This is a genomic window from Cognatiyoonia koreensis (genome assembly GCF_900109295.1).
Classification (GTDB): Bacteria; Pseudomonadota; Alphaproteobacteria; order Rhodobacterales; family Rhodobacteraceae; genus Cognatiyoonia; species Cognatiyoonia koreensis.
Window position 1 is genome coordinate 930,612 of the sequence record NZ_FOIZ01000001.1, and the last position, 19,044, is coordinate 949,655.

Below are 19,044 nucleotides of genomic sequence, written 5' to 3' on the forward strand. Positions count from 1 at the left end.
TTGCGTGGTGCGGCCCTGATCACATTAGGCTGCAAGCCCGATCTTGTAGATATGCGGCAGATACGCGATGTGCATATCCCAGCCCACAAAGCCCGGCTTGGCGTGGCGGTAGAGCGAACGCCAGTACGGCTGGATCGTCACACCTTCGTCGGACATGATCGCCTGCAGCTTTGCCATGACTTCGCGGCGACCATCGGCATCCGCGATCGAGTTGGCTTCTGCCAGCAGCGTGTCGAATTCGGCGTTTGCGAAACCGGATTCGTTCCATGCCTCGCCAGAGCGATAGGCCAGGCCGAGGATCTGCGTATCCAGCGGACGGTGGTTCCAGTTCGTCGAAGAGAACGGGTACTGTGTCCAGTCGTTCCAGAAGGTCGCGCCCGGAATGATTGTCCGCTTCACGTTGAAGCCCGCATCACGCAACTGGGCGGCAACCGCGTCAGTTGTGTTCTTGCGCCAGTCATCGTCGATCGAGGTGATCTCGAATTCGTAGTCCTGCATTCCGGCTTCGGTCAGCAGTTCCAGCGCGCGGTCCGGGTTGTATTCCAGCCCCGGGACGTCTGCCCATGCGGGGTGCATCGGCCCGACGTGCTGGTTGCGTGCTTCGACGCCGCGGTTTGCGTAGCCAAGTTCGAGACACACCGCGTTGTTGACGGCGTGTGCGATGGCCTGACGGACGCGCTTGTCCGCGTAAGGCTTCATCCCGTCGACTTCGGCCTGCTGGTTTGGACGGATGACGATCGTCGCGCCGGAGGCCACTTCGGAACGTTCCCAGCCGATCCCTTCGACAACATCAACGAAGTCGCCGACGGTTTCATAGAACATGTCCACTTCGTCAGCCGCAGCAGCGGCGATCCATGCGGATGGATCCGTGCCGTAGTCGACGTATTCGATCCGGTCCAGATACGCGCCCTTGCCAGCGGCATAGCCCCACCAATCATGGCCTTCGTTGCGCACCAGCGTGGATTTGACGCCCACTTCGTGTGTTTCGTTGAGATACGGGCCTGTGCCGATCTGATTGTCCAGCATCGTATCGGCGCTGAAGCCAGCGGGCACGATTGCTGCCGGATAGTCGGACATGCCTGCGATCAGCGAGATGTCGGAGGCTGGCAGGTTCAGCTTGACGGTGTGTGTGTCCACGACTTCGATTGCGCCGTCGATCGCCTTTTCAGTGTCGGCGTCGATCAGAATGGCGAAGCGGCCAGCCATGGAGTTGCCTTCCACGGACTTGTCACACCATCCGGTGATGTTGCGTGCCACGTCTTCGGCTGTGAAGTCGGAACCGTCGTTCCATTTTACGCCCTGACGCACGTTCAGCACGTATTCGGTGGCGTCGTCATTCACGGACCAGCTTTCCAGAAGCATCGGTGCGAACGAACCGTCGGAGTTGTATTCTACGAGGTATTCAAGCCAGCCGGCAGTGACGAAAGCCATCTGCGTCCAGTCGAATGCCCGCGGGTCTTTCAGCGCGCGCACTTCCATCTGCATGCGCAGTGTGCCGCCTTGCTGGGCGTGCGCTTCGGCCTGAACCGGCGCGGCGAGTCCCATCATGCCGTAAGCGGCCGTGGCGGTGACGCCAAGGGCAGTTGTGCGCGACAAGAATTCGCGGCGGCTGAGTTTGCCCGCCTGCATATCCTTCAGATACGTCAGCGCGACCGGATGAACCGGCTTGTTTGGTGATGTCATTGTCTTCTCCCTGTGACACATTTCTCTTTTGTCTGGTTTGTCGGCACCGAAAATTCCACGTGTGTCGCGTGGTCAAAGCAGCATGATCCGCATCCCTTGGCGCGGATTACCGCATGAATAGCCAGAGGCGTCAATGCAAACTAACGGCCATAGAGATCACAAATGCGACGTGCGTATGTGGCAAAAGCGACGTTTCGGATTTCCGGAAACTGCTTTTCAAAGCGCTTTAAGCACGATTTGTTGCCTGAACACTGGTGATGTTCGCGCAATTAGCGGCGCATTGTCGCCCCGAGTTTGCGGAACAGGCTGGGGCTGCGTCCGGCGCGGGCCTGAAACGCACGGCTGAAATACGCAGGCGATGTAAAGCCGAGGTCGGCGGCGATGTCCTGCACGGGCCGTTTGGTGTCGCGCAGCAGCACGCAAGCCTCGTAGTGAACCCTGTCTGCCAGCAATCCGAGCGCCGATTTTCCACAGGTCCGCTTGCAGCAGCGCGTCAAATGCGTCGGCGTGACACCAAGCGAGTCCGCATAGCCGGCGATCGACATCTGTTTGCGATAGTCCCGTTCAATCAGATCCGTATAGGCCGCCACCAGCCGTGCAGCAGAGGTTTCCGAATGCCCAATGGCGCGGTCTTCGGGGCGTGAGGTCAGCTGGCGTTCGAAATACACCGACAACAGCCCAAGATGATAAAGTGCGGCCCGCGAATGCGCGCTTTTTTCGGAATTCAGTTCCCGTTCGAGCCCGTCCATGATCATCGTGAATTCTTTTTGCGCCCCGACATCGCGCATGCGCAGATGCACGGCTTCGTCCGGCCATTCGGGTGCCATTGCCCCCGGGATCGACAGCATCTGCCCGAACACCGTTGGGCCGACGTCAAAACCGTACATGGTGTGTGCCGGGATGAAGATCAGGTTGTTGGGACCATAGCCGCTAGTCAGACCAGCAACTGTGATGCGCCCGTGGCCCTTGCCGATGAACAACAGGCGGGGTGTTGCGTGGCTGCGCATCGCTTCGGTGCGCCAGCGTCCCATCTGCGGGTTTTGCGCGATAGGGACGAGCGCAAGTCCAGATGTTTGATGTTCGGTGCCGTCCGTCATGCGAGCCGCTCCACGTAGGATTCGTGCAAGAATAAGCTCTAGTATACCGAAAACAATCAGAAAACTAGGAGTTGAAGGTGAATGCTGTGGATAAGTCTGTGGACGAAACGTGCAGCTGGTGCCACGCTTTCATCCGTTTTGCGAACCATGTTCGCTGGCGTTTGGCGTATTGGCGGGTGCTGATAACAGCTGCGTCACGCGCATCTTCAAGGGTCATTTCATTGCGCAGGTGGGCGATCAGTTCGGGTGCCCCGATGGCTTTGGATGCTGGTCGTTTCGGATCCCAGACGGGCAGTACCGCGCGCACTTCGTCAAGCGCACCGGCGTCCAGCATCATATCAAACCGCTTTGTGATGCGTGGCGTCAGCCAGTCCTTGGGGGCATCCAGCACGATTGCTGTGACGTCTGACAGTGGCAAAAGCGGCGGCGGCGTGTCATCCTGCCAAGCCGCAAGGGCCCGTCCTGTGGCTTCTTGCACCTCCCATGCGCGCTGCACCCTTGCGCGGTTCAGCAGATCGATGCGTGATTTCGTGTTATCGTCCAGTGCTGCGATCATCCGATCCAAGGACAGGCCGTCTGCGATCTGGCGTATTTCCGGTGGCGTGGCTGGAATGTCGGCAAGCCCTTCGGTCAACGCGGACAGGTAAAGCCCGGTGCCGCCGACGATGATGGGACGGTCTTTTGTCAGCAGGGGCGTCACGTCCCGTAACCAGTGTCCGACCGAATAATCCTCGTGATACCCGACGTGCCCATAAAGCGCGTGCGGTGCTTGCGCGCGTTCATCGCGGCCGGGGCGTGCGGACAGGATTTCCCAGCAGTCAAAAACCTGCAGCGCATCCGCGTTGATGATGGTGCCGCCCTGTTGTGTTGCGATCTGCAACGCAAGTGCCGATTTTCCCGAGGCTGTCGGCCCCGCGATCAGCACAGGTTTGTTGGCAAAAATGTTGATTTGCATCAGTATGTTGCGCCGCGTTCTTTCAGTTGCGTTCAGCGACTTGGGCGATCTGTCACAAATCAGCCGCCAACAGCCATTGAACCTGTTCTTCTTTTGCGACATTTTGCGCGGCAACGCAAAGACATCGCTGGGGGCCGCCATGACCGAGACACCGAAGACCACATACAAGCGGGTCATGCTGAAAATCTCTGGTGAGGCGCTGATGGGCGATCAGGGCTTTGGCCTGCATCCGCCGACTGTCGAACGCATTGCCCGCGAGGTCCAGACCGTTCACGAGATGGGTGTCGAAATCTGCATGGTCATCGGTGGCGGTAACATTTTTCGCGGTCTTCAGGGGTCTGCGCAGGGGATGGAGCGCACGACCGCCGATTATATGGGAATGCTGGCGACTGTCATGAACGCGCTGGCGATGCAGTCTTCGCTGGAAAGCCTTGGCATTCATACCCGTGTCATTTCAGCGATCACGATGAACGAGGTCGCAGAACCCTACATCCGCCGCCGCGCTGTTCGCCACCTCGAAAAGAAGCGGGTGTGCATCTTTGCCGCTGGTACTGGCAACCCGTATTTCACGACTGATACCGCCGCGACCCTGCGCGCCAGCGAAATGAGCTGTCAGGCGATTTTCAAGGGTACGAAAGTCGATGGTGTCTACGATAAGGATCCGGCCAAGCACGATGACGCCAAGCGCTATGACGTCATCAGCTATGATGAGGTGCTGCAAAAGCATCTGGGTGTGATGGATGCCTCTGCCATCGCGCTGGCGCGGGAAAACCACCTGCCGATTGTCGTATTCAGTCTGGATGAGCCCGGTGGCTTTCGCGGTATCCTTGCGGGCGAGGGCACCTATACGATCGTGCGCGACTAATTCACGGACTGCTACAGTTCTGCAACGTGCGTAAAAACTGCACGACTCTTCCAGATTTCCTGACCTATACAACTGTCTGATAGTGCAATAGAAGACGGCAGACCAAGGGCGCAGGCCTGCCAGGAAGACAGAGCAGAAGACATGTCAGACGATTTTGAACTTGATACCGATCAACTTGGCCGACGCATGGACGGCACAATTGCAAACCTGCGCACCGAATTTGCGTCCTTGCGCACGGGGCGTGCGTCCGGTTCCATGCTTGAGCCGATTATGGTCGATGCCTATGGCAGTATGACGCCGATCAACCAGGTGGGGACTGTGAACGTGCCCGAACCGCGCATGGTCACCGTCAACGTCTGGGACAAGGGCCTTGTCGGCAAGGTCGAAAAGGCCATCCGCGAGAGTGGTCTTGGTATCAACCCGCAGCTGAATGGCACCATTATTATGCTGCCAATTCCAGAGCTTAACGAAGAACGCCGCCGTGACCTGACGAAAGTGGCGGGCAACTATGCCGAAGGTGCCCGCGTGTCGATCCGCAACCTGCGCCGTGATGGCATGGACCAGATCAAGAAAGCAAAAGCCGACGGTTTGAGCGAAGACGATCAGAAATTCTGGGAACAGGCTGTGCAAGAATTAACCGATACTTACATCAAACAAGTTGATGAGTTGCTCGAGACCAAACAAGCCGAGATCATGCAGGTCTGACACCATGTGGTGCAGATAGCCGAGGCAGAGCATAAAGGGGCCAACATGCCCAAGGACAACGAAGTATTCAGCGGACCGCGCCACGTCGCGATCATCATGGACGGCAATGGCCGTTGGGCGCAGCAGCGCGGCAAGGTGCGCCTGTTCGGCCACCACGCAGGTGCCAAGCGCGTCAAGGAAATCGTGCGCGCCTGTCCAGACGAAGGCGTCAAATACCTGACGATTTTTGCGTTCTCGACCGAGAACTGGAAACGCACGCAGACCGAAGTTGCAGGTCTGATGCGACTGTTCCGCCGCTATATTCAGCGCGAGGCGCAGGACCTGCATGACGAGGGTGTGCGTGTCCGTTTCATCGGTGACCGTATCAAGCTGGACGAGAAACTGGTCAGCCTGATGGACAACCTTGAAATGCTGACCGCCCACAACGACCGTGTGCATTTGACGATTGCCCTGAACTATGGCGGTCGCGATGAAGTGACCCGTGCCGCGCAGCGACTGGCCTATGAGGTCGAGCAGGGGCGTTTGAGCTATAAGGACGTGGACGCCGAAACGCTGGCAAAGTTTCTTGACACCCATGTGTTGCCCGACCCTGATCTGGTCATCCGCACCAGTGGCGAAGCCCGCATTTCCAACTTTCTGCTGTGGCAGTCCGCTTATGCCGAATATGAGTTCGTAAAGACCCTTTGGCCTGATTTTACGGCGCAGGAGTTTTCAAAAGTCCTGAGCAACTACGGCACGCGCGAACGACGCTTTGGAGCTGTTGTCGCCTAAGATGTCTGAAAGTCCGCCGCCACTACCACCCAAATGGGACGATCTATCAGTACGGGTTTGGTCTGGCGTGGCGATGTTTGTCGTCGGTGCGATCGGTGTGGTTCTGGGCGGGGTCTGGTTCCAGATGCTTGTCGTCTTTGTGACGGCGGTCATGGTCTGGGAACTGTGGATGATGGTTGCGCCCGCCCGTCCGACAGCGGGCATGTTGCTGGCTGCTTTGCTGGCGTCTGTCATGTCGGGCCAGTTGCTGGATGAAAGCTATATCGGGCTGTTGATGTTCCTCATCGTGCCCGCCATCGGGGCCTATAGTGTCGAGGTCGAGAAACGTTGGTTCTTTATCTTTGCCCTTGGGATCCAGATTGCGGGTTGGGGGCTGGTCCAGTTCCGTCAGGATTACGGGTTCACCTGGATCATCTGGTTGATGCTGGTCGTCGTGGCAACGGATACTTTCGGCTATCTTGTTGGTCGCACTGTCGGCGGGCCGAAATTCTGGCCTAAGGTCAGCCCCAAGAAAACCTGGAGCGGCACCGCCGGTGGTTGGGTGTCCGCTGGCATTGTCGGCGCAATCTTCACGCTGTTCACCAACGCCGGGCTGACGATTATCTTCATTTCCATGGTGCTCGCCTTTGCGAGCCAGATGGGTGATATCGCCGAAAGTGCCTTGAAGCGGCGGATGAAGGTCAAGGACAGTTCGACCCTGATCCCCGGTCACGGTGGGTTGTTTGACCGGTTTGATGCATTGTTGGGCGCGTCACTGTTCATGTTGCTTGTCGCTTATGTTTTCAACGTGCCCGGAGTGGCGTTTTGAAGCGGATCACAGTGCTGGGTGCAACGGGATCGATCGGGCAGAGCACCCTTGATCTGATTGCGCGCCAGCCACAGGCATACGATGTGGTTGCCCTGACCGGTGGTCGCAACGTGGTGCAACTGGCCAAGGACGCTATCGCACTGAAGGCTGATTTTGCCGTTACCTGTTTTGATGAATGCTATGATGAACTGGCGGCATTGCTGTCGGGATCAGGCGTTGCCGTGGCCGCAGGAGCGGAGGCCGTGAAAGAGGCGGCCTTGCGTCCGGCCGACTGGACCATGTCGGCGATTGTCGGTGCCGCAGGCCTTGTGCCCGGCATGGCCGCATTATCCCACGGTGCCACGCTGGCGTTGGCCAACAAGGAATCGCTGGTAACGGCAGGTCCGATCCTTTTGACCGAAGCCCGCGCGCACAACGCCACAATCCTGCCTGTCGATAGTGAACATTCGGCGGTGTTTCAGGCGCTTGTCGGTGAAGACATGTCGGCTGTCGAGCGGATCATCATCACGGCAAGCGGTGGTGCGTTCCGCGATTGGCCAATCGAGAAGTTGGCGACCGCGACGTTGGCCGAGGCATCGCGCCATCCCAATTGGGACATGGGCCAGCGCATCACCATCGACAGTGCTTCCATGTTCAACAAGGCGATGGAGCTGATTGAAACCAAAGAGTTTTTCGGCTGCACCCCTGACCAGATCGAAACCGTCATCCATCCTGAAAGCCTGATCCATGCCTTGGTCGGGTTTTGTGATGGCGGGATCATGGCTCATGTCGGTCCACCGGATATGCGCCATGCCATCGGTTACGCCTTGCACTGGCCTTCACGTGGTGATGTGCCGGTCGAGCGTCTTGATCTTGCGAAGATCGGCCAGTTCAATTTTCGCGCGGCTGACAGTGCGCGGTATCCCGCGCTTGAGATTGCCCGCCACGTCATGGAGGAGGGTGGCCTGACGGGCGCCGCCTTTAATGCAGCAAAAGAACGCGCACTTGATGCATTCGTCGCCGGAGAGATCGGATTTCTTGACATGGCGCGGCTGGTTGACGCGACGCTGAACAAAATGTCAGCACAAGGCGGGCTGCAAAATGCCACGATCAGCCTAGATAACGTGTTGGATACCGACAGGCTTGCCCGTATCAGGGCAGGCGAACTGATCGCAACATTGGGGTAGGCACCTTGGATTTCACTGCAATGCTGGGCAACACAGCCTTTATCATTGCCGCGTTTATCGTGGTGATCTCGATTATCGTCGCGATTCACGAATACGGCCATTACATCGTGGGCCGTTGGTGCGGCATACATGCAGAGACGTTTTCCATTGGCTTCGGCAAGGTGCTGTTTTCGCGCGTCGACAAGCGCGGTACCAGATGGCAGGTCGCCGCATTGCCCTTTGGCGGCTACGTCAAGTTTCTGGGTGATGCCAATGCCGCCAGCTATGGCAGCGAAGAGGTCGCCCCAGAGGTCAATCCCCGCAACACGATGCATGGTGCCCCGCTGTGGGCGCGCGCTGCGACCATTATTGCCGGTCCGCTGTTCAATTTCATCCTGGCCATCGCCATTTTCGCCGGTACGCTTATGTATCAAGGCCGCCCGTCCGATCCGGTCGTGTTCGAGGCCGAGTACAATTTGCCCCCGCAATTCCAGTCAGAGCTGCAGCCGGGGGACCAGATCATCGCCGCCGGCGATATCGTCTTTGGTGCAGAGGATGCGGGCGTCGACGAACTGCCTGTCACGGATCGTGTCGATTATACGGTAGTCCGCGATGGTGAGGAAATCGTCGTGCAGGGCCCTTATCCCGTGCCGCCGCGTCTGGCGGGGGTCAATCCGCGCTCTGCCGCTGATGATGCGGGCATGAAGGTGGATGACGTCATTACGGCCATCAACGGCGAGGAGATCAGGGCATTCGCTGATATCGTTACCTATGTGAACGCGGCGGATGGTGATGCGTTGGACCTGACAGTTTGGCGTGATGGCGAAACGATTGATATTTCATTGGCCCCGCGCAGATCGGACCTGCCGCTGGCAGAAGGCGGGTTTGAAACCCGCTGGTTGATCGGCATCTCCGGCACCGAGTTCTTTCAGGCTGCGCGCGAGCCGATCGGCCTTTGGGATGCGATCGTATCCGGCACGCAAGAGCTGTGGTGGCGCATCACGACGAACCTGTCGGGCCTCTGGCATGTCTTCAGCGGATCCATTTCAACCTGCAATATCAGTGGACCTGTCGCCATTGCGCAGGCCAGCGGCACAATGGCCGAGCAGGGGCCGGCCAATTACATCCTGTTCATCGGTGTTCTGTCTGCTGCTGTCGGGTTGCTGAACCTGCTGCCGATTCCGATCCTTGATGGCGGGCATCTGGTGTTCCACGCCTATGAAGCGGTCTTTCGCCGGAAGCCGAACGACAAGGTGATGCAGGGCCTGATGGTCGTCGGCATCAGCATGATCGCCACCTTGATGATCTTTGCGTTGCTAAACGACACGATCCTCTGTCCTTAGGTTCGACAAACCTTTGCCACATTTGTGCCGTGTTTTTCGGTTAATCTTTTACCTAATCGGTAAAGGAGAGCTGCGAGATGCAGACGTTGACACAAGGATACAGGGGTGTTCGGGTTCTGATGAACTTGAACTGGGACCGTATTCTATACACCGGCGCGCTGATTGCCGCGCTTTATGCCGGGTCATATATCGCGCTGATGTAGCGCATCAATCTACAACATGTAGTTCCAAAGGCACCCTTGGGTGCCTTTCTTCGTTTTGACAACGGCCAGGAGAGAAGGTATTTCGTTTACAGCGGTAACGAATAAAAAACAGGCCAATTTTATGAAACAGATGGTGGGGCGCGCCCGGGCGCGATGGGCAGCAGCAGCGACGCGTTATTTAGTCGTTCTGTTTCTTGGGGTTACGACTTTTTCTGCAACCGGTGCTGATGCGCAAAGCTTCACTTTCAATGCTGTTTCGATCGAAGGTAACCAGCGTGTTGCGGACGGTACGATCCTGACTTTTGCGGGAATCAGCCGTGGTCAGACCGTTACAGCGGGCGAGTTGAACGCCGCCGCACAGAATATTCGCGGGTCGGGTTTGTTTTCATCTGTCGATGTTGTGCCGCAGGGCGGCACCCTTGTTATCCGCGTTGTCGAATTCCCGACGGTCAACCGTATCAGCATCGAAGGCAACAGCCAGGTGCGTGACGCAGAGCTTTTGGCCGTCGTCCAGTCGCAGCCGCGCCGCGTATACAGCCCGTCGCAGGCCGAGGCCGATGTAGCCGCACTGACCGAAGTTTACCTGAACAAGGGCCGCATCAACGCGATGATCACGCCGCGCATCATCGAACGGTCAGACAACCGTGTCGATCTGGTTTTTGAAGTGACCGAAGCCGGCGTGACCGAGATTGAACGCATCAGTTTCATTGGTAACCGTAGCTATTCCGAGCGTCGCTTGCGTGGCGTTCTTGAGACAAAGCAGGCTGGTATCCTGCGCGCTGTCATCGGCCGCGATACATTCGTGCGTGACCGCATTGATTTTGACCGTCAGGTTTTGACCGATTTCTACCAGTCGCGCGGCTATGCCGATTTCCGTGTCCAGAATGTCGATGTCGCGCTGACGCGCGAACGTGATGCTTATCTGATCACCTTCAATGTGCAGGAAGGTCAGCAGTTCACCTTTGGCAATGTATCGGTTTCGTCTGAGATTGTTGGTGCGGATGTGGCCGAGTTTACGGCCGCGCTGCGCACGCGGACCGGCGCGACGTATAATCCGGTGTCGTTGGAAAACGATATTGCCCGGCTTGAACGTCTGGCGATCCGCAAGGGTCTGAATTTCGTGCAGGTTGATCCGCGCATCACGCGCAACGACCGTTCCCTGACGCTGGATGTTGAATTCGCGCTGGTGCGTGGCCCGCGCATCTTTGTCGAGCGGATTGATATCGAAGGCAACAACACCACGCTGGACCGAGTTGTGCGCAACCAGTTCCGCGTGGTTGAAGGCGATCCGTTCAATCCGCGTGAAATCCGTGAGAGTGCGGAGCGTATCCGCGCCCTTGGTTTTTTCGCCAATGCCAATGTCGAAGCGCGTGAAGGGTCTTCGCCCGAGCAGGTGATTGTCGATGTGGACGTGGTTGAAGCTCCGACAGGATCGTTGTCTTTTGGTGCCAACTATAACTCTGACACCGGCATTGGATTGCTGGCCAGCTTTCGTCAGTCCAACTTTCTTGGACGCGGGCAGGCGCTGAATTTCCAGATTTCCACTGCGGAAACCAACCGTGTCTTTACGTTCAGTTTCTCGGAGCCGCAGTTCCTTGGCCGCGACCTGCGTTTCGGTCTGGACCTGTCGTATCGCACCACCGACAACGAGAACGCGCTGTATGACACGGAGACGTTCAGTTTCCGCCCGGGTTTCACCTTTCCTGTCTCTGAAAACGGGCGTTTGGGTGTGTTTTATGCCTTTGACTATACCGACCTGACGGATGTTGCTGAATCTGCCAGCCCGATCATCATTGCAGAGGCGGCTGAAGGGTCAGTGTCCACCAACGCCATCGGCTATACCTACAGCTATGACACGCGCCGCACGGGTCTTGATCCGAATTCCGGCGTCTTGCTGCGCTTTGGTCAGGAATTTGGCATCGGTGACAGTGAGTTCATCAAGACGACAGCGCTGGCCGCTGCCGAGACAAAAGTCTGGAACGAAGAGGTCACGTTGCGCGCCACCATCGAAGGTGGTTTCCTGAGCTATAGTAAGGGTGACAGCCGCGTGACCGACCGCTTTTTCCTTGGCAGCCGCACGATGCGTGGTTTCGAGGCTGGCGGCATAGGTCCGCGCGATGCCAATACCGATGATGCGCTTGGCGGCAATACGTTTGCCGTTGCGCGGCTTGAAGCCGAATTCCCGATTGGTCTGCCCGAAGAATACGGCATCACTGGTGGTGCTTTCATCGACTACGGGTCTGTCTGGGATGTGGGCAACTTGCGCGGCGTGTCGGAAGACGACATTCTTTACAACGATTTTACACCGCGCACGGTTGCAGGTCTGTCGATCTTCTGGACCACGCCGATCGGGCCATTGCGTTTCAACTTTACCGAAGCACTGGACGCGCAGGAATTCGATAATCCCAAGTCCTTTGATGTGACCATTTCGACGAGCTTTTGATGCGCTGGCTTTGCGCCCTTGCGTTTCTGGCGCTGGCCCCTGTCGGGGCGGGCGCGCAGGACGCCGGGGCGGAACCGACCACCCAGACGGTTCTGGTGCTGGACACCAGCCGTCTGTTCGCGGAATCTGCCTATGCCTTGCAGCTGCGCGAGGAAGTCGAAACTTTGGCCCGTGATCTGAACGCCGAAAACGAGCGGATCGTGGCCGAACTGGTCGAAGAAGAACGGAGCCTGACCGAACGTCGCCCGACCATGACACCCGAAGCTTTCCGTGCCGAAGCAGAAGCATTCGACGAGAAGGCGCAGGAGATCCGCAACGCGCGTGATGCAAAGGAGATCGAGCTGGAACAGGCCCGCGTGAACGTGCGCGTCCGGTTCACAGAGGAAATCCGACCGATTGTCGGGCAGATGATGGTTGAACGCGGTGCGTCTGTTGTTCTGGACAGTCGCACTGTGTTTGTCACCGTGCGCTCTGCCGATATCACAGATCAGGCAATTTCCCGCATTGATGCGGCCTTGCTGGCCCCAGCACAAGACGATCCGAGCGAGGCCGACGACTAACCGTGCTTGCCCGCGCGATGTTCGCTTGCTAGGCAAAGCCGACATGAATGACGACAGAAAGACTGCATGACATGAGTGACGCCGTAACCTCCGCCGATATCCAGTTGATCCAGAAGATCCTGCCGCACCGTTACCCGTTCCTGCTGGTCGACAAGGTCCACAGTATCGATGGCACCGCATCTGCAGTTGGCATCAAGAATGTCACCATGAACGAGCCGCATTTTCAGGGCCATTTTCCAGGCACCCCGATCATGCCCGGCGTGACGATCGTCGAAGCCATGGCGCAGACCGCTGCGGTGATGGTTGGCACAACGATGGGGCTGACAGAGGGAAACCTGCTGATCTATTTCATGTCCATTGACGGCTGCAAATTCCGCCGCAAAGTGATCCCTGGCGATGTTCTGGAAATGAACGTATCCACAACCCGCGGGAAACCGGGCGGGAAGGTCTGGCGGTTCAAGGGCGTCGCAACGGTCGAGGGCGAAATGGCGGCAGAGGCGGAATTCACGGCCATGATGGATATGCGCGGGTGAGCCAGCTTCACCCCAGCGCAATTATCGCCGAGACCGCAGTGATCGGTGAGGACTGCGTCGTTGGTCCGTTTTGCATCGTCGGGCCGGATGTCGTGCTTGGCAAGGGCGTCACCCTGAAATCCCATGTCGTCGTGGATGGCGATACCCATATTGGCGACGGCACCACGGTGTTTTCTTTTGCCGTTATCGGTGAAATTCCACAGGATCTGAAATTCGGCGGTGAAAAGTCGCGCGTCCGCATCGGTGCGCGCAACCGCATTCGCGAGCATGTCACGATCAATCTGGGCACCAAGGGTGGCGGTTCGGAAACCCGTATCGGCGATGACAATCTGCTGATGGCCGGCTGTCACGTTGCACATGATGCCCAGGTCGGCAATCGCGTGGTCATCGTCAATTCTGTTGCTGTCGCTGGGCATTGCGTGATCGAGGATGATGTCATTATCGGTGGTTTGAGCGGTGTGCATCAGTGGGTGCGCATCGGGCAGGGGGCGATCATCGGTGCCTTGTCGATGGTCACCCATGATGTCATTCCGCATGGCCTTGTCGTCGGCCCGCGTGGCGAGCTTGACGGTCTGAACCTTGTCGGGCTGAAGCGCAAGGGCGTGCCGCGCGCCGATATCACGGCGCTGCGGGCTGCTTTTCTTGCGATCAAGGACGGCGAAGGTACGTTGCATGACCGTGCTGAGCGGCTGAAGGCCGAACTTGACAGCGATTACGTGCGCCAGATGGTTGATTTCATCCTTGGTGAAAGCGACCGTGGTCTTTTGACGCCGCGCTGATGCTGGCGCTGATCGCAGGGACCGGCGATTTGCCCGCTGCGATCATCGCGCGGTTGCCGACACCCCCGTTGGTCTGTGCGTTGGATGGCTTTGCACCGTCAGTTCCGGTTGATGTGACCTTTCGCCTTGAGCAGCTTGGCAGCTTTCTAGAGGCCCTCAAAGCCCGTGGTGTGACCGAAATCTGTATGGCCGGGGCCGTGCGCCGCCCTGACATTGATCCAGCCGCGATTGATCCGCTGACCGCACCTTTGGTCCCGCGTTTGCAGGCTGCCATGGCGCAAGGTGATGATGGGGCTTTGCGCGCCATCATAGCGCTATTGGAAGAGGCGGGCTTTGTGATTGTCGCGGCCCATGAGGTGGCACCGGATCTTTTGCCCCCGATGGGTGTTCTGACACCGGCGAAGCCGTCCGACTGGCATCGTGCGGATGCCACTGTTGGCGAAGCCTGCATTGCAGAGATGGGAGCCGCCGATATCGGGCAGGCCTGCATTGTCCGCGTCGGTAAGGTCGTCGCCCGGGAGGGGCCGGACGGCACGGACGCGATGCTTGATGTCTTTTGTGCGCCATTTGTGCGCGAGGAAGGGGCGAGCGATCCGTTCAATTTCGTGATTGATACGGTCGGTGATCTGATCGGCGACGCGGCGGATTGGCTTTCAGGTCAGGATGAAGACCCTGTGACGGCTGATGATGGCATCCTGTTCAAGGCCCCGAAGCCCGCACAGGATCGCCGTGCCGACCTGCCGCTGATCGGGCCGGGCACAGCAATCAAGGCCGCTGAGGCCGGGCTTGCCGGGATCGTGATCGAAGCTGGTGGCGTTATGGTGTTGGATTTGATCGGTGTGCAAAGCATCCTTGATGCTCAGAAGATGTTTCTTTGGGTGCGCCCCCGGGGTGGCCGATGAAAGTGTTCCTGATTGCGGGCGAAGTGTCCGGTGACAAGTTGGGCGCTGCGTTGATGGCGGGCTTGTCGTCGCTGGACGATGTGCAGTTCTTTGGCGTGGGTGGGCCCCTGATGCAGGCCGAGGGGTTGGTCAGCCAGTTTCCGATGGACGAATTGAGCGTCATGGGGCTGGCGGAAATCCTACCGAAGTATTTCCATCTGAAACGCCGGATCAGAGAGACGGCAGAGGCTGTCATTGCTGCGCAACCGGACGTTCTGATAACCATCGACAGCCCCGATTTTTGTTTGCGTGTTGCACGGCTGGTGAAGGCTGTGCGTGATATCCCGACCGTGCATTACGTGGCCCCGACCGTTTGGGCGTGGCGTCCGGGGCGCGCTGCAAAAATGGCGGCGCATATCGACCATGTGCTTGCGCTTTTTCCCTTTGAGCCGCCCTTGATGCAGGCGGCGGGCATGCGTTGCGATTTTGTCGGGCATCCTGTTGTTGCGGAACCTGTAGCGGATTTGGCGGCGGCGAAGTCATTTCGCGACGTCCATGGCATTGGCGACGCGCCTTTGATCCTTGCCTTGCCAGGTTCGCGCCGCGGTGAGGTGTCTCGCCTTGCGGGCCGCTTTGGTGATGCACTGGGCCAGGTTCTGGAACGGCGTCCTGAGGCGCGTGTCGTTCTGCCCTGTGCCGCGCCGGTTTATGACCTTGTGCAAACGTTTGCAGCGGGCTGGCCCGTCACCCCGATCCTGCTGGCACCGGGTGATCCGATGAAATCGGCGGCCTTTCGGGCGGCGGATGTGGCTTTGGCCGCGTCCGGCACGGTGTCGTTGGAACTGGCGGCGCATGAAACGCCGATGGTCATTGCCTATGACATGGCGTGGGTATCGCGTGTTCTGATTTCGCGGATGTTGCTGGTGGATACGGTGACATTGGTGAACCTCGTGTCCGAAACCCGCACCGTGCCTGAATTCATTGGTGCTGCTTGCGTGGCCGATGACATTGCAGGGGCTGTTCTTGCGGTGATGGATGATCCAGCGTCGCAGAAGGCAGCGATGCAGACCACGATGGACCGCTTGGGGCGCGGTGGTGCGGCACCGGGTTTGCGCGCTGCCCGTTCAGTTCTTGCGTTTTTGGCCGCTGTTCAGGACCAATAGACCTGTCGCCAGAATGGCAAAGCCGAAGTAGGCGCGCATTGGCAGGGCTTCGTTCAGGACGATTGCGCCAAGCACGATCGCGACTGGCGCGATCATCAGCGTACAAAGCATCAGGTTCCCTGATCCCGCCATGCCAAGCACCCTGTAATACAGCAGATATGCGAAGGCCGTGGCGACAACCGCATAATAGCCGATGGCCGACCACGTTTGCAGCGTCAGCGCAAAGGACAGGGGTCCTTCGACAATCCAGGCTGCGGGAATCATGATAAGGCTTGAGCCTGTCAGCATGCCTGCCGCCGCGACCTGCGGGGGCAGGCCTTTCATCGTCTTGCGCGCCCAGACACCGGCCAGCGCATAGCTGATCGTGCCGCCGATCACGGCGAGTTGTCCGAGCGAGCGGATATCAAACGACGTGAGCGCGTTCAGCCCGACCGCAGTCGCAACACCGCAGAACCCAAGCCCGACACCGATGGCCCGGCGCGGCGTCAGACGTTCGTCCGCAAAAAAGAGCGCGGCCGCGATCACACCAAAGATTGCAGTGGCAGCATTCAGGATCGAGGTGAGCCCTGTTTCGATATGCAACTGTCCCCATGCCATCAGCGAGAAGGGAATGACGTTGTTCAGCAGACCCATACCGAGGAAGGCCCCCCAGATCCGCGCCGCGCGCGGAATTGGCAGCCCCTTGATCAGCACGTAGCCCCAGAGGATCAGCATCGCCCAGCCGACCCTGTGCGCCACGGTGGTGAGCGGTCCGATTTCGTCCAGCGCAATCCGGATCGACAGGAACGACGCCCCCCAGATCACCGAAAGAAGGATGAGTTCGGCCCATGCGCGGGATGAAAGGGTCATTTGGGTGGGACGTGTTGTCATGCCTGCACCTGACCCGTGAACGATTTCCGGAACAACCCGAAAAATGCGAAAAGCCCCGGCGTTTGACCGGGGCTTTTGCAATTTGTCTTTCAGGCTGGCTTAGAACGTGTAGCCGACCTTGATACCGACGCCGATGGCATCGTTGTCCGTGAATTCTGCACGGGCTGTATCTGCTGTCGCTGGCTGGGCATCGCCCACCTTGATGTAGCGCACGCCACCGGACACTGCGATATTGTCAGTGACCTTGTATTCCGCACCAAGCGCGATCGAGTAATTGCCGTTCGACGGTGCGAGTGGCGATACCAGATCGTCATCGCTCGCCGCCTCATAGCCGACGCTGACCGAAGCCGACAGCTGATCGGTGAAACGACGACCAACACCGATGTTGTAGGCCACACCGTCGTCGATATCCGTCAGCGAGCCACCGCCTGTCGCCGCAGCGAAACCGGCTGGCGAAACGATGACGTTGGAATACTCTGCCCAGCGGATCGAACCGAAGAGCAGCGTGTCAGCGGCGATACCGGTCTGGAAGTCCAGATTGACGGCTTGCGGTGTTTCAACTGTCGTTGGCAGCGATGGTGCACCGTTTTCCGTCGTGTCGAACTCGTGCTCGATGGCGGAATGGTATGTCAGCGCAACGCGCAGCGCGATATCGGGACGCTCGTAAGCGGCACCGACGGCATAACCGTATGCCGTGTTCTGGGCGAGGCTGGTGTTGTAGCCGTTCAGCGGACCGTAGGCGAGACCTGCCAGCGTGATGTCGGCAGAGATCGTTTCCGCGCGCAGACCGGCGTGAACGCTGACGTTTTCGTTGAACTTGTAGCGCAGCAGGGCTGTGACCGCTTTGGATTCAAGCGATGCGGATGTGCCTGCCAGTGCAAGACCGCCACCATCTGCAGACGATGGGTATTCGACGTCCGCGCCATAGGGCTGATCGAAGATCACCGCATATGATAGCTGATCGTTGATGTCTGTTTTGTAGGCCAGGCTGAACTGTGTGTAGTCGTTCGCGACGTTGCCCACGTCGGTGCCGCCGAATGCGATGTTGTCTGCACCGTCGAGCGTTGGTGTGACTTTGCCGAAGGTGAGTTCTGCGTATTCGCCGTCTTCGAACAAGACGCCGATATTCTGGCCAGATCTGTCCAAGCCCAGTGCGTATGCGCTGGTTGTGGTCAGCATCAGTGCTGCGCCCACTGTTAGAACGTTTTTCATATCTCCATCCCTGTTATGAATTTCTGTGTCCTCGCGAGCACGTTAAGAAGGTGCTGACCGTGCCGTCAATTAATGACGTCACGGAAAAACCGGAACGATCAAAAGAATGTGGCAATTTCGTCGTGTGTTTAGCGCTAACGGCGCGCGCCATACCTGATGTTGATGTAATTGGCGAAAATGATGACGGCTGCGCCAAGCACGACAAGCATGCTGAGCGGTTCGTTATAAAAGAACATCCCGATCAGCGCGATCGTGGGAAGCCGGACAAAATCAATCGGCATGACGAAACTTGCCGGTGCCAGTGACAGGGCCGTCGTCAGGCAAAAATGCGCCGCAAGCCCAGCGATTCCGATCACGATAAGCCACGGGGCTGTGGTGGCGCTTGGCAAGGTGATGTCGCCGTCATAGCCCGCGCAAATCAATCCGAAGACGGCTTGCATCACGGTCAGGTAGAACATGATACAGGTGATGGATGCGCTGCGCGTCAGCCGTCTGGTGAAAATCGCCGTCAAAGCGAAGAAAACCGCGCATCCCGCCGCAGACAGCAGCGCGGGGGTGATCGGACCGCTGCCGGGCTGGGCCACGAGCAGCACACCACAAAAGCCGAGAGCGGCGCTGAATGCCCCAATCCGTGTGATCCGTTCGCCAAGGATCAGGGGCGAGAGCAGAATGACCCAGATCGGTGATGTGAATTCCAGCGCGAACAATTGCGCCAGCGGGATCAGGGGCAGGGCGTAGAACCAGAGGTTCTGGCCGACGAAATGCGTCAGATTGCGGGTAAAATGCAGCCCGATGGATACGCGGTTGATCTGGCTTAGCGTCCCTGCCGCCGCCCCGATTGCCAGCACGATAGCGATACCCGTGATGCTGCGAAACAGCATGATTTCAAAGGTATCGAGCGCAAAGCTTACCTGTCGTCCGGCAATCGTCATGGCCGAGAAAGAGATGATCGCGCCGATCATCCAGATCGCGGCACGTGTGGTTTCGGCAACCGGCATGTTTGTCAGATGGCCCCGGGCGTGTTTCAG

The 19,044-nt window shown here is 58.4% G+C and carries 19 protein-coding genes; 13 read left to right on the top strand and 6 right to left on the bottom strand.

The features are described 5' to 3' along the window. Positions 1-24: 24 nt before the first annotated feature. The 3 genes from BMY44_RS04685 to miaA form a co-directional block, all read right to left on the bottom strand. Positions 25-1,683 (bottom strand): ABC transporter substrate-binding protein, encoded by a 1,659-nt coding sequence (locus BMY44_RS04685; protein ID WP_089990864.1) that lies wholly within the window; start codon positions 1,681-1,683, stop codon positions 25-27. A gap of 269 nt (positions 1,684-1,952) precedes the next feature. Next, positions 1,953-2,780 (bottom strand): helix-turn-helix domain-containing protein, encoded by an 828-nt coding sequence (locus BMY44_RS04690; protein WP_089990866.1) that lies wholly within the window; start codon positions 2,778-2,780, stop codon positions 1,953-1,955. 64 nt (positions 2,781-2,844) lie between these two features. After that, complete coding sequence (gene miaA, locus BMY44_RS04695; protein WP_242650543.1) at positions 2,845-3,735, bottom strand: tRNA (adenosine(37)-N6)-dimethylallyltransferase MiaA; 891 nt, start codon at positions 3,733-3,735, stop codon at positions 2,845-2,847. A gap of 139 nt (positions 3,736-3,874) precedes the next feature. Here miaA and pyrH point away from each other — a divergent pair, with 139 nt between their 5' ends. The 13 genes from pyrH (at position 3,875) to lpxB (ending at position 15,934) form a co-directional block, all read left to right on the top strand. Next, a complete protein-coding gene (gene pyrH / locus BMY44_RS04700; RefSeq protein ID WP_089990869.1) occupies positions 3,875-4,600 on the top strand; it encodes a UMP kinase in 726 nt (241 codons plus the stop codon). Between the two features lie 141 nt (positions 4,601-4,741). After that, positions 4,742-5,305, top strand: coding sequence for a ribosome recycling factor (frr, locus tag BMY44_RS04705; protein WP_089990872.1), 564 nt, complete (start codon positions 4,742-4,744; stop codon positions 5,303-5,305). A gap of 45 nt (positions 5,306-5,350) precedes the next feature. After that, positions 5,351-6,076, top strand: coding sequence for a polyprenyl diphosphate synthase (gene uppS, locus BMY44_RS04710; protein WP_089990874.1), 726 nt, complete (start codon positions 5,351-5,353; stop codon positions 6,074-6,076). A gap of 1 nt (position 6,077) precedes the next feature. Continuing rightward, positions 6,078-6,884, top strand: coding sequence for a phosphatidate cytidylyltransferase (locus BMY44_RS04715; RefSeq protein WP_089990876.1), 807 nt, complete (start codon positions 6,078-6,080; stop codon positions 6,882-6,884). Next, a complete protein-coding gene (dxr, locus tag BMY44_RS04720) occupies positions 6,881-8,050 on the top strand; it encodes a 1-deoxy-D-xylulose-5-phosphate reductoisomerase (RefSeq protein ID WP_089990879.1) in 1,170 nt (389 codons plus the stop codon). The genes BMY44_RS04715 and dxr overlap by 4 nt, the downstream gene beginning before the upstream one ends. Before the next feature lie 5 nt (positions 8,051-8,055). Continuing rightward, positions 8,056-9,372, top strand: coding sequence for an RIP metalloprotease RseP (rseP, locus tag BMY44_RS04725; RefSeq protein WP_341349642.1), 1,317 nt, complete (start codon positions 8,056-8,058; stop codon positions 9,370-9,372). Between the two features lie 77 nt (positions 9,373-9,449). Further along, the gene (locus tag BMY44_RS18455) at positions 9,450-9,575 is read left to right on the top strand and encodes a hypothetical protein (RefSeq protein ID WP_278246563.1); all 126 of its coding nucleotides are present in this window, start codon (positions 9,450-9,452) and stop codon (positions 9,573-9,575) included. 121 nt (positions 9,576-9,696) lie between these two features. Further along, positions 9,697-12,018 carry an outer membrane protein assembly factor BamA gene (gene bamA / locus BMY44_RS04730; protein ID WP_089990886.1) on the top strand — a complete coding sequence of 774 codons (2,322 nt, stop codon included), beginning with the start codon at positions 9,697-9,699 and terminating at the stop codon, positions 12,016-12,018. After that, positions 12,018-12,578, top strand: coding sequence for an OmpH/Skp family outer membrane protein (locus BMY44_RS04735; protein WP_089990888.1), 561 nt, complete (start codon positions 12,018-12,020; stop codon positions 12,576-12,578). Before bamA ends, BMY44_RS04735 begins: the two co-directional genes overlap by 1 nt. 71 nt (positions 12,579-12,649) lie before the next feature. Further along, positions 12,650-13,111 (top strand): 3-hydroxyacyl-ACP dehydratase FabZ, encoded by a 462-nt coding sequence (fabZ, locus tag BMY44_RS04740; RefSeq protein WP_089994538.1) that lies wholly within the window; start codon positions 12,650-12,652, stop codon positions 13,109-13,111. After that, positions 13,108-13,890 carry an acyl-ACP--UDP-N-acetylglucosamine O-acyltransferase gene (gene lpxA, locus BMY44_RS04745; RefSeq protein ID WP_089990890.1) on the top strand — a complete coding sequence of 261 codons (783 nt, stop codon included), beginning with the start codon at positions 13,108-13,110 and terminating at the stop codon, positions 13,888-13,890. Before fabZ ends, lpxA begins: the two co-directional genes overlap by 4 nt. Beyond that, positions 13,890-14,792: an LpxI family protein gene (locus tag BMY44_RS04750; protein WP_089990893.1), complete on the top strand. Its 903-nt coding sequence runs from the start codon at positions 13,890-13,892 to the stop codon at positions 14,790-14,792. The genes lpxA and BMY44_RS04750 overlap by 1 nt, the downstream gene beginning before the upstream one ends. After that, positions 14,789-15,934 (top strand): lipid-A-disaccharide synthase, encoded by a 1,146-nt coding sequence (gene lpxB, locus BMY44_RS04755; RefSeq protein WP_089994542.1) that lies wholly within the window; start codon positions 14,789-14,791, stop codon positions 15,932-15,934. Before BMY44_RS04750 ends, lpxB begins: the two co-directional genes overlap by 4 nt. On the opposite strand, the gene BMY44_RS04760 is transcribed toward lpxB, so the two are convergent. The 3 genes from BMY44_RS04760 to BMY44_RS04770 all read right to left on the bottom strand — a co-directional run bounded on the left by BMY44_RS04760 (position 15,896) and on the right by BMY44_RS04770 (position 19,014). Continuing rightward, positions 15,896-16,804 (bottom strand): DMT family transporter, encoded by a 909-nt coding sequence (locus BMY44_RS04760; protein WP_089994545.1) that lies wholly within the window; start codon positions 16,802-16,804, stop codon positions 15,896-15,898. The two genes, lpxB and BMY44_RS04760, sit on opposite strands and share 39 nt — an antisense overlap. Before the next feature lie 99 nt (positions 16,805-16,903). After that, the gene (locus BMY44_RS04765) at positions 16,904-18,016 is read right to left on the bottom strand and encodes an OmpP1/FadL family transporter (RefSeq protein ID WP_089990894.1); all 1,113 of its coding nucleotides are present in this window, start codon (positions 18,014-18,016) and stop codon (positions 16,904-16,906) included. A gap of 134 nt (positions 18,017-18,150) precedes the next feature. Further along, the gene (locus BMY44_RS04770; RefSeq protein ID WP_089990897.1) at positions 18,151-19,014 is read right to left on the bottom strand and encodes a DMT family transporter; all 864 of its coding nucleotides are present in this window, start codon (positions 19,012-19,014) and stop codon (positions 18,151-18,153) included. Positions 19,015-19,044 lie beyond the last annotated feature (30 nt).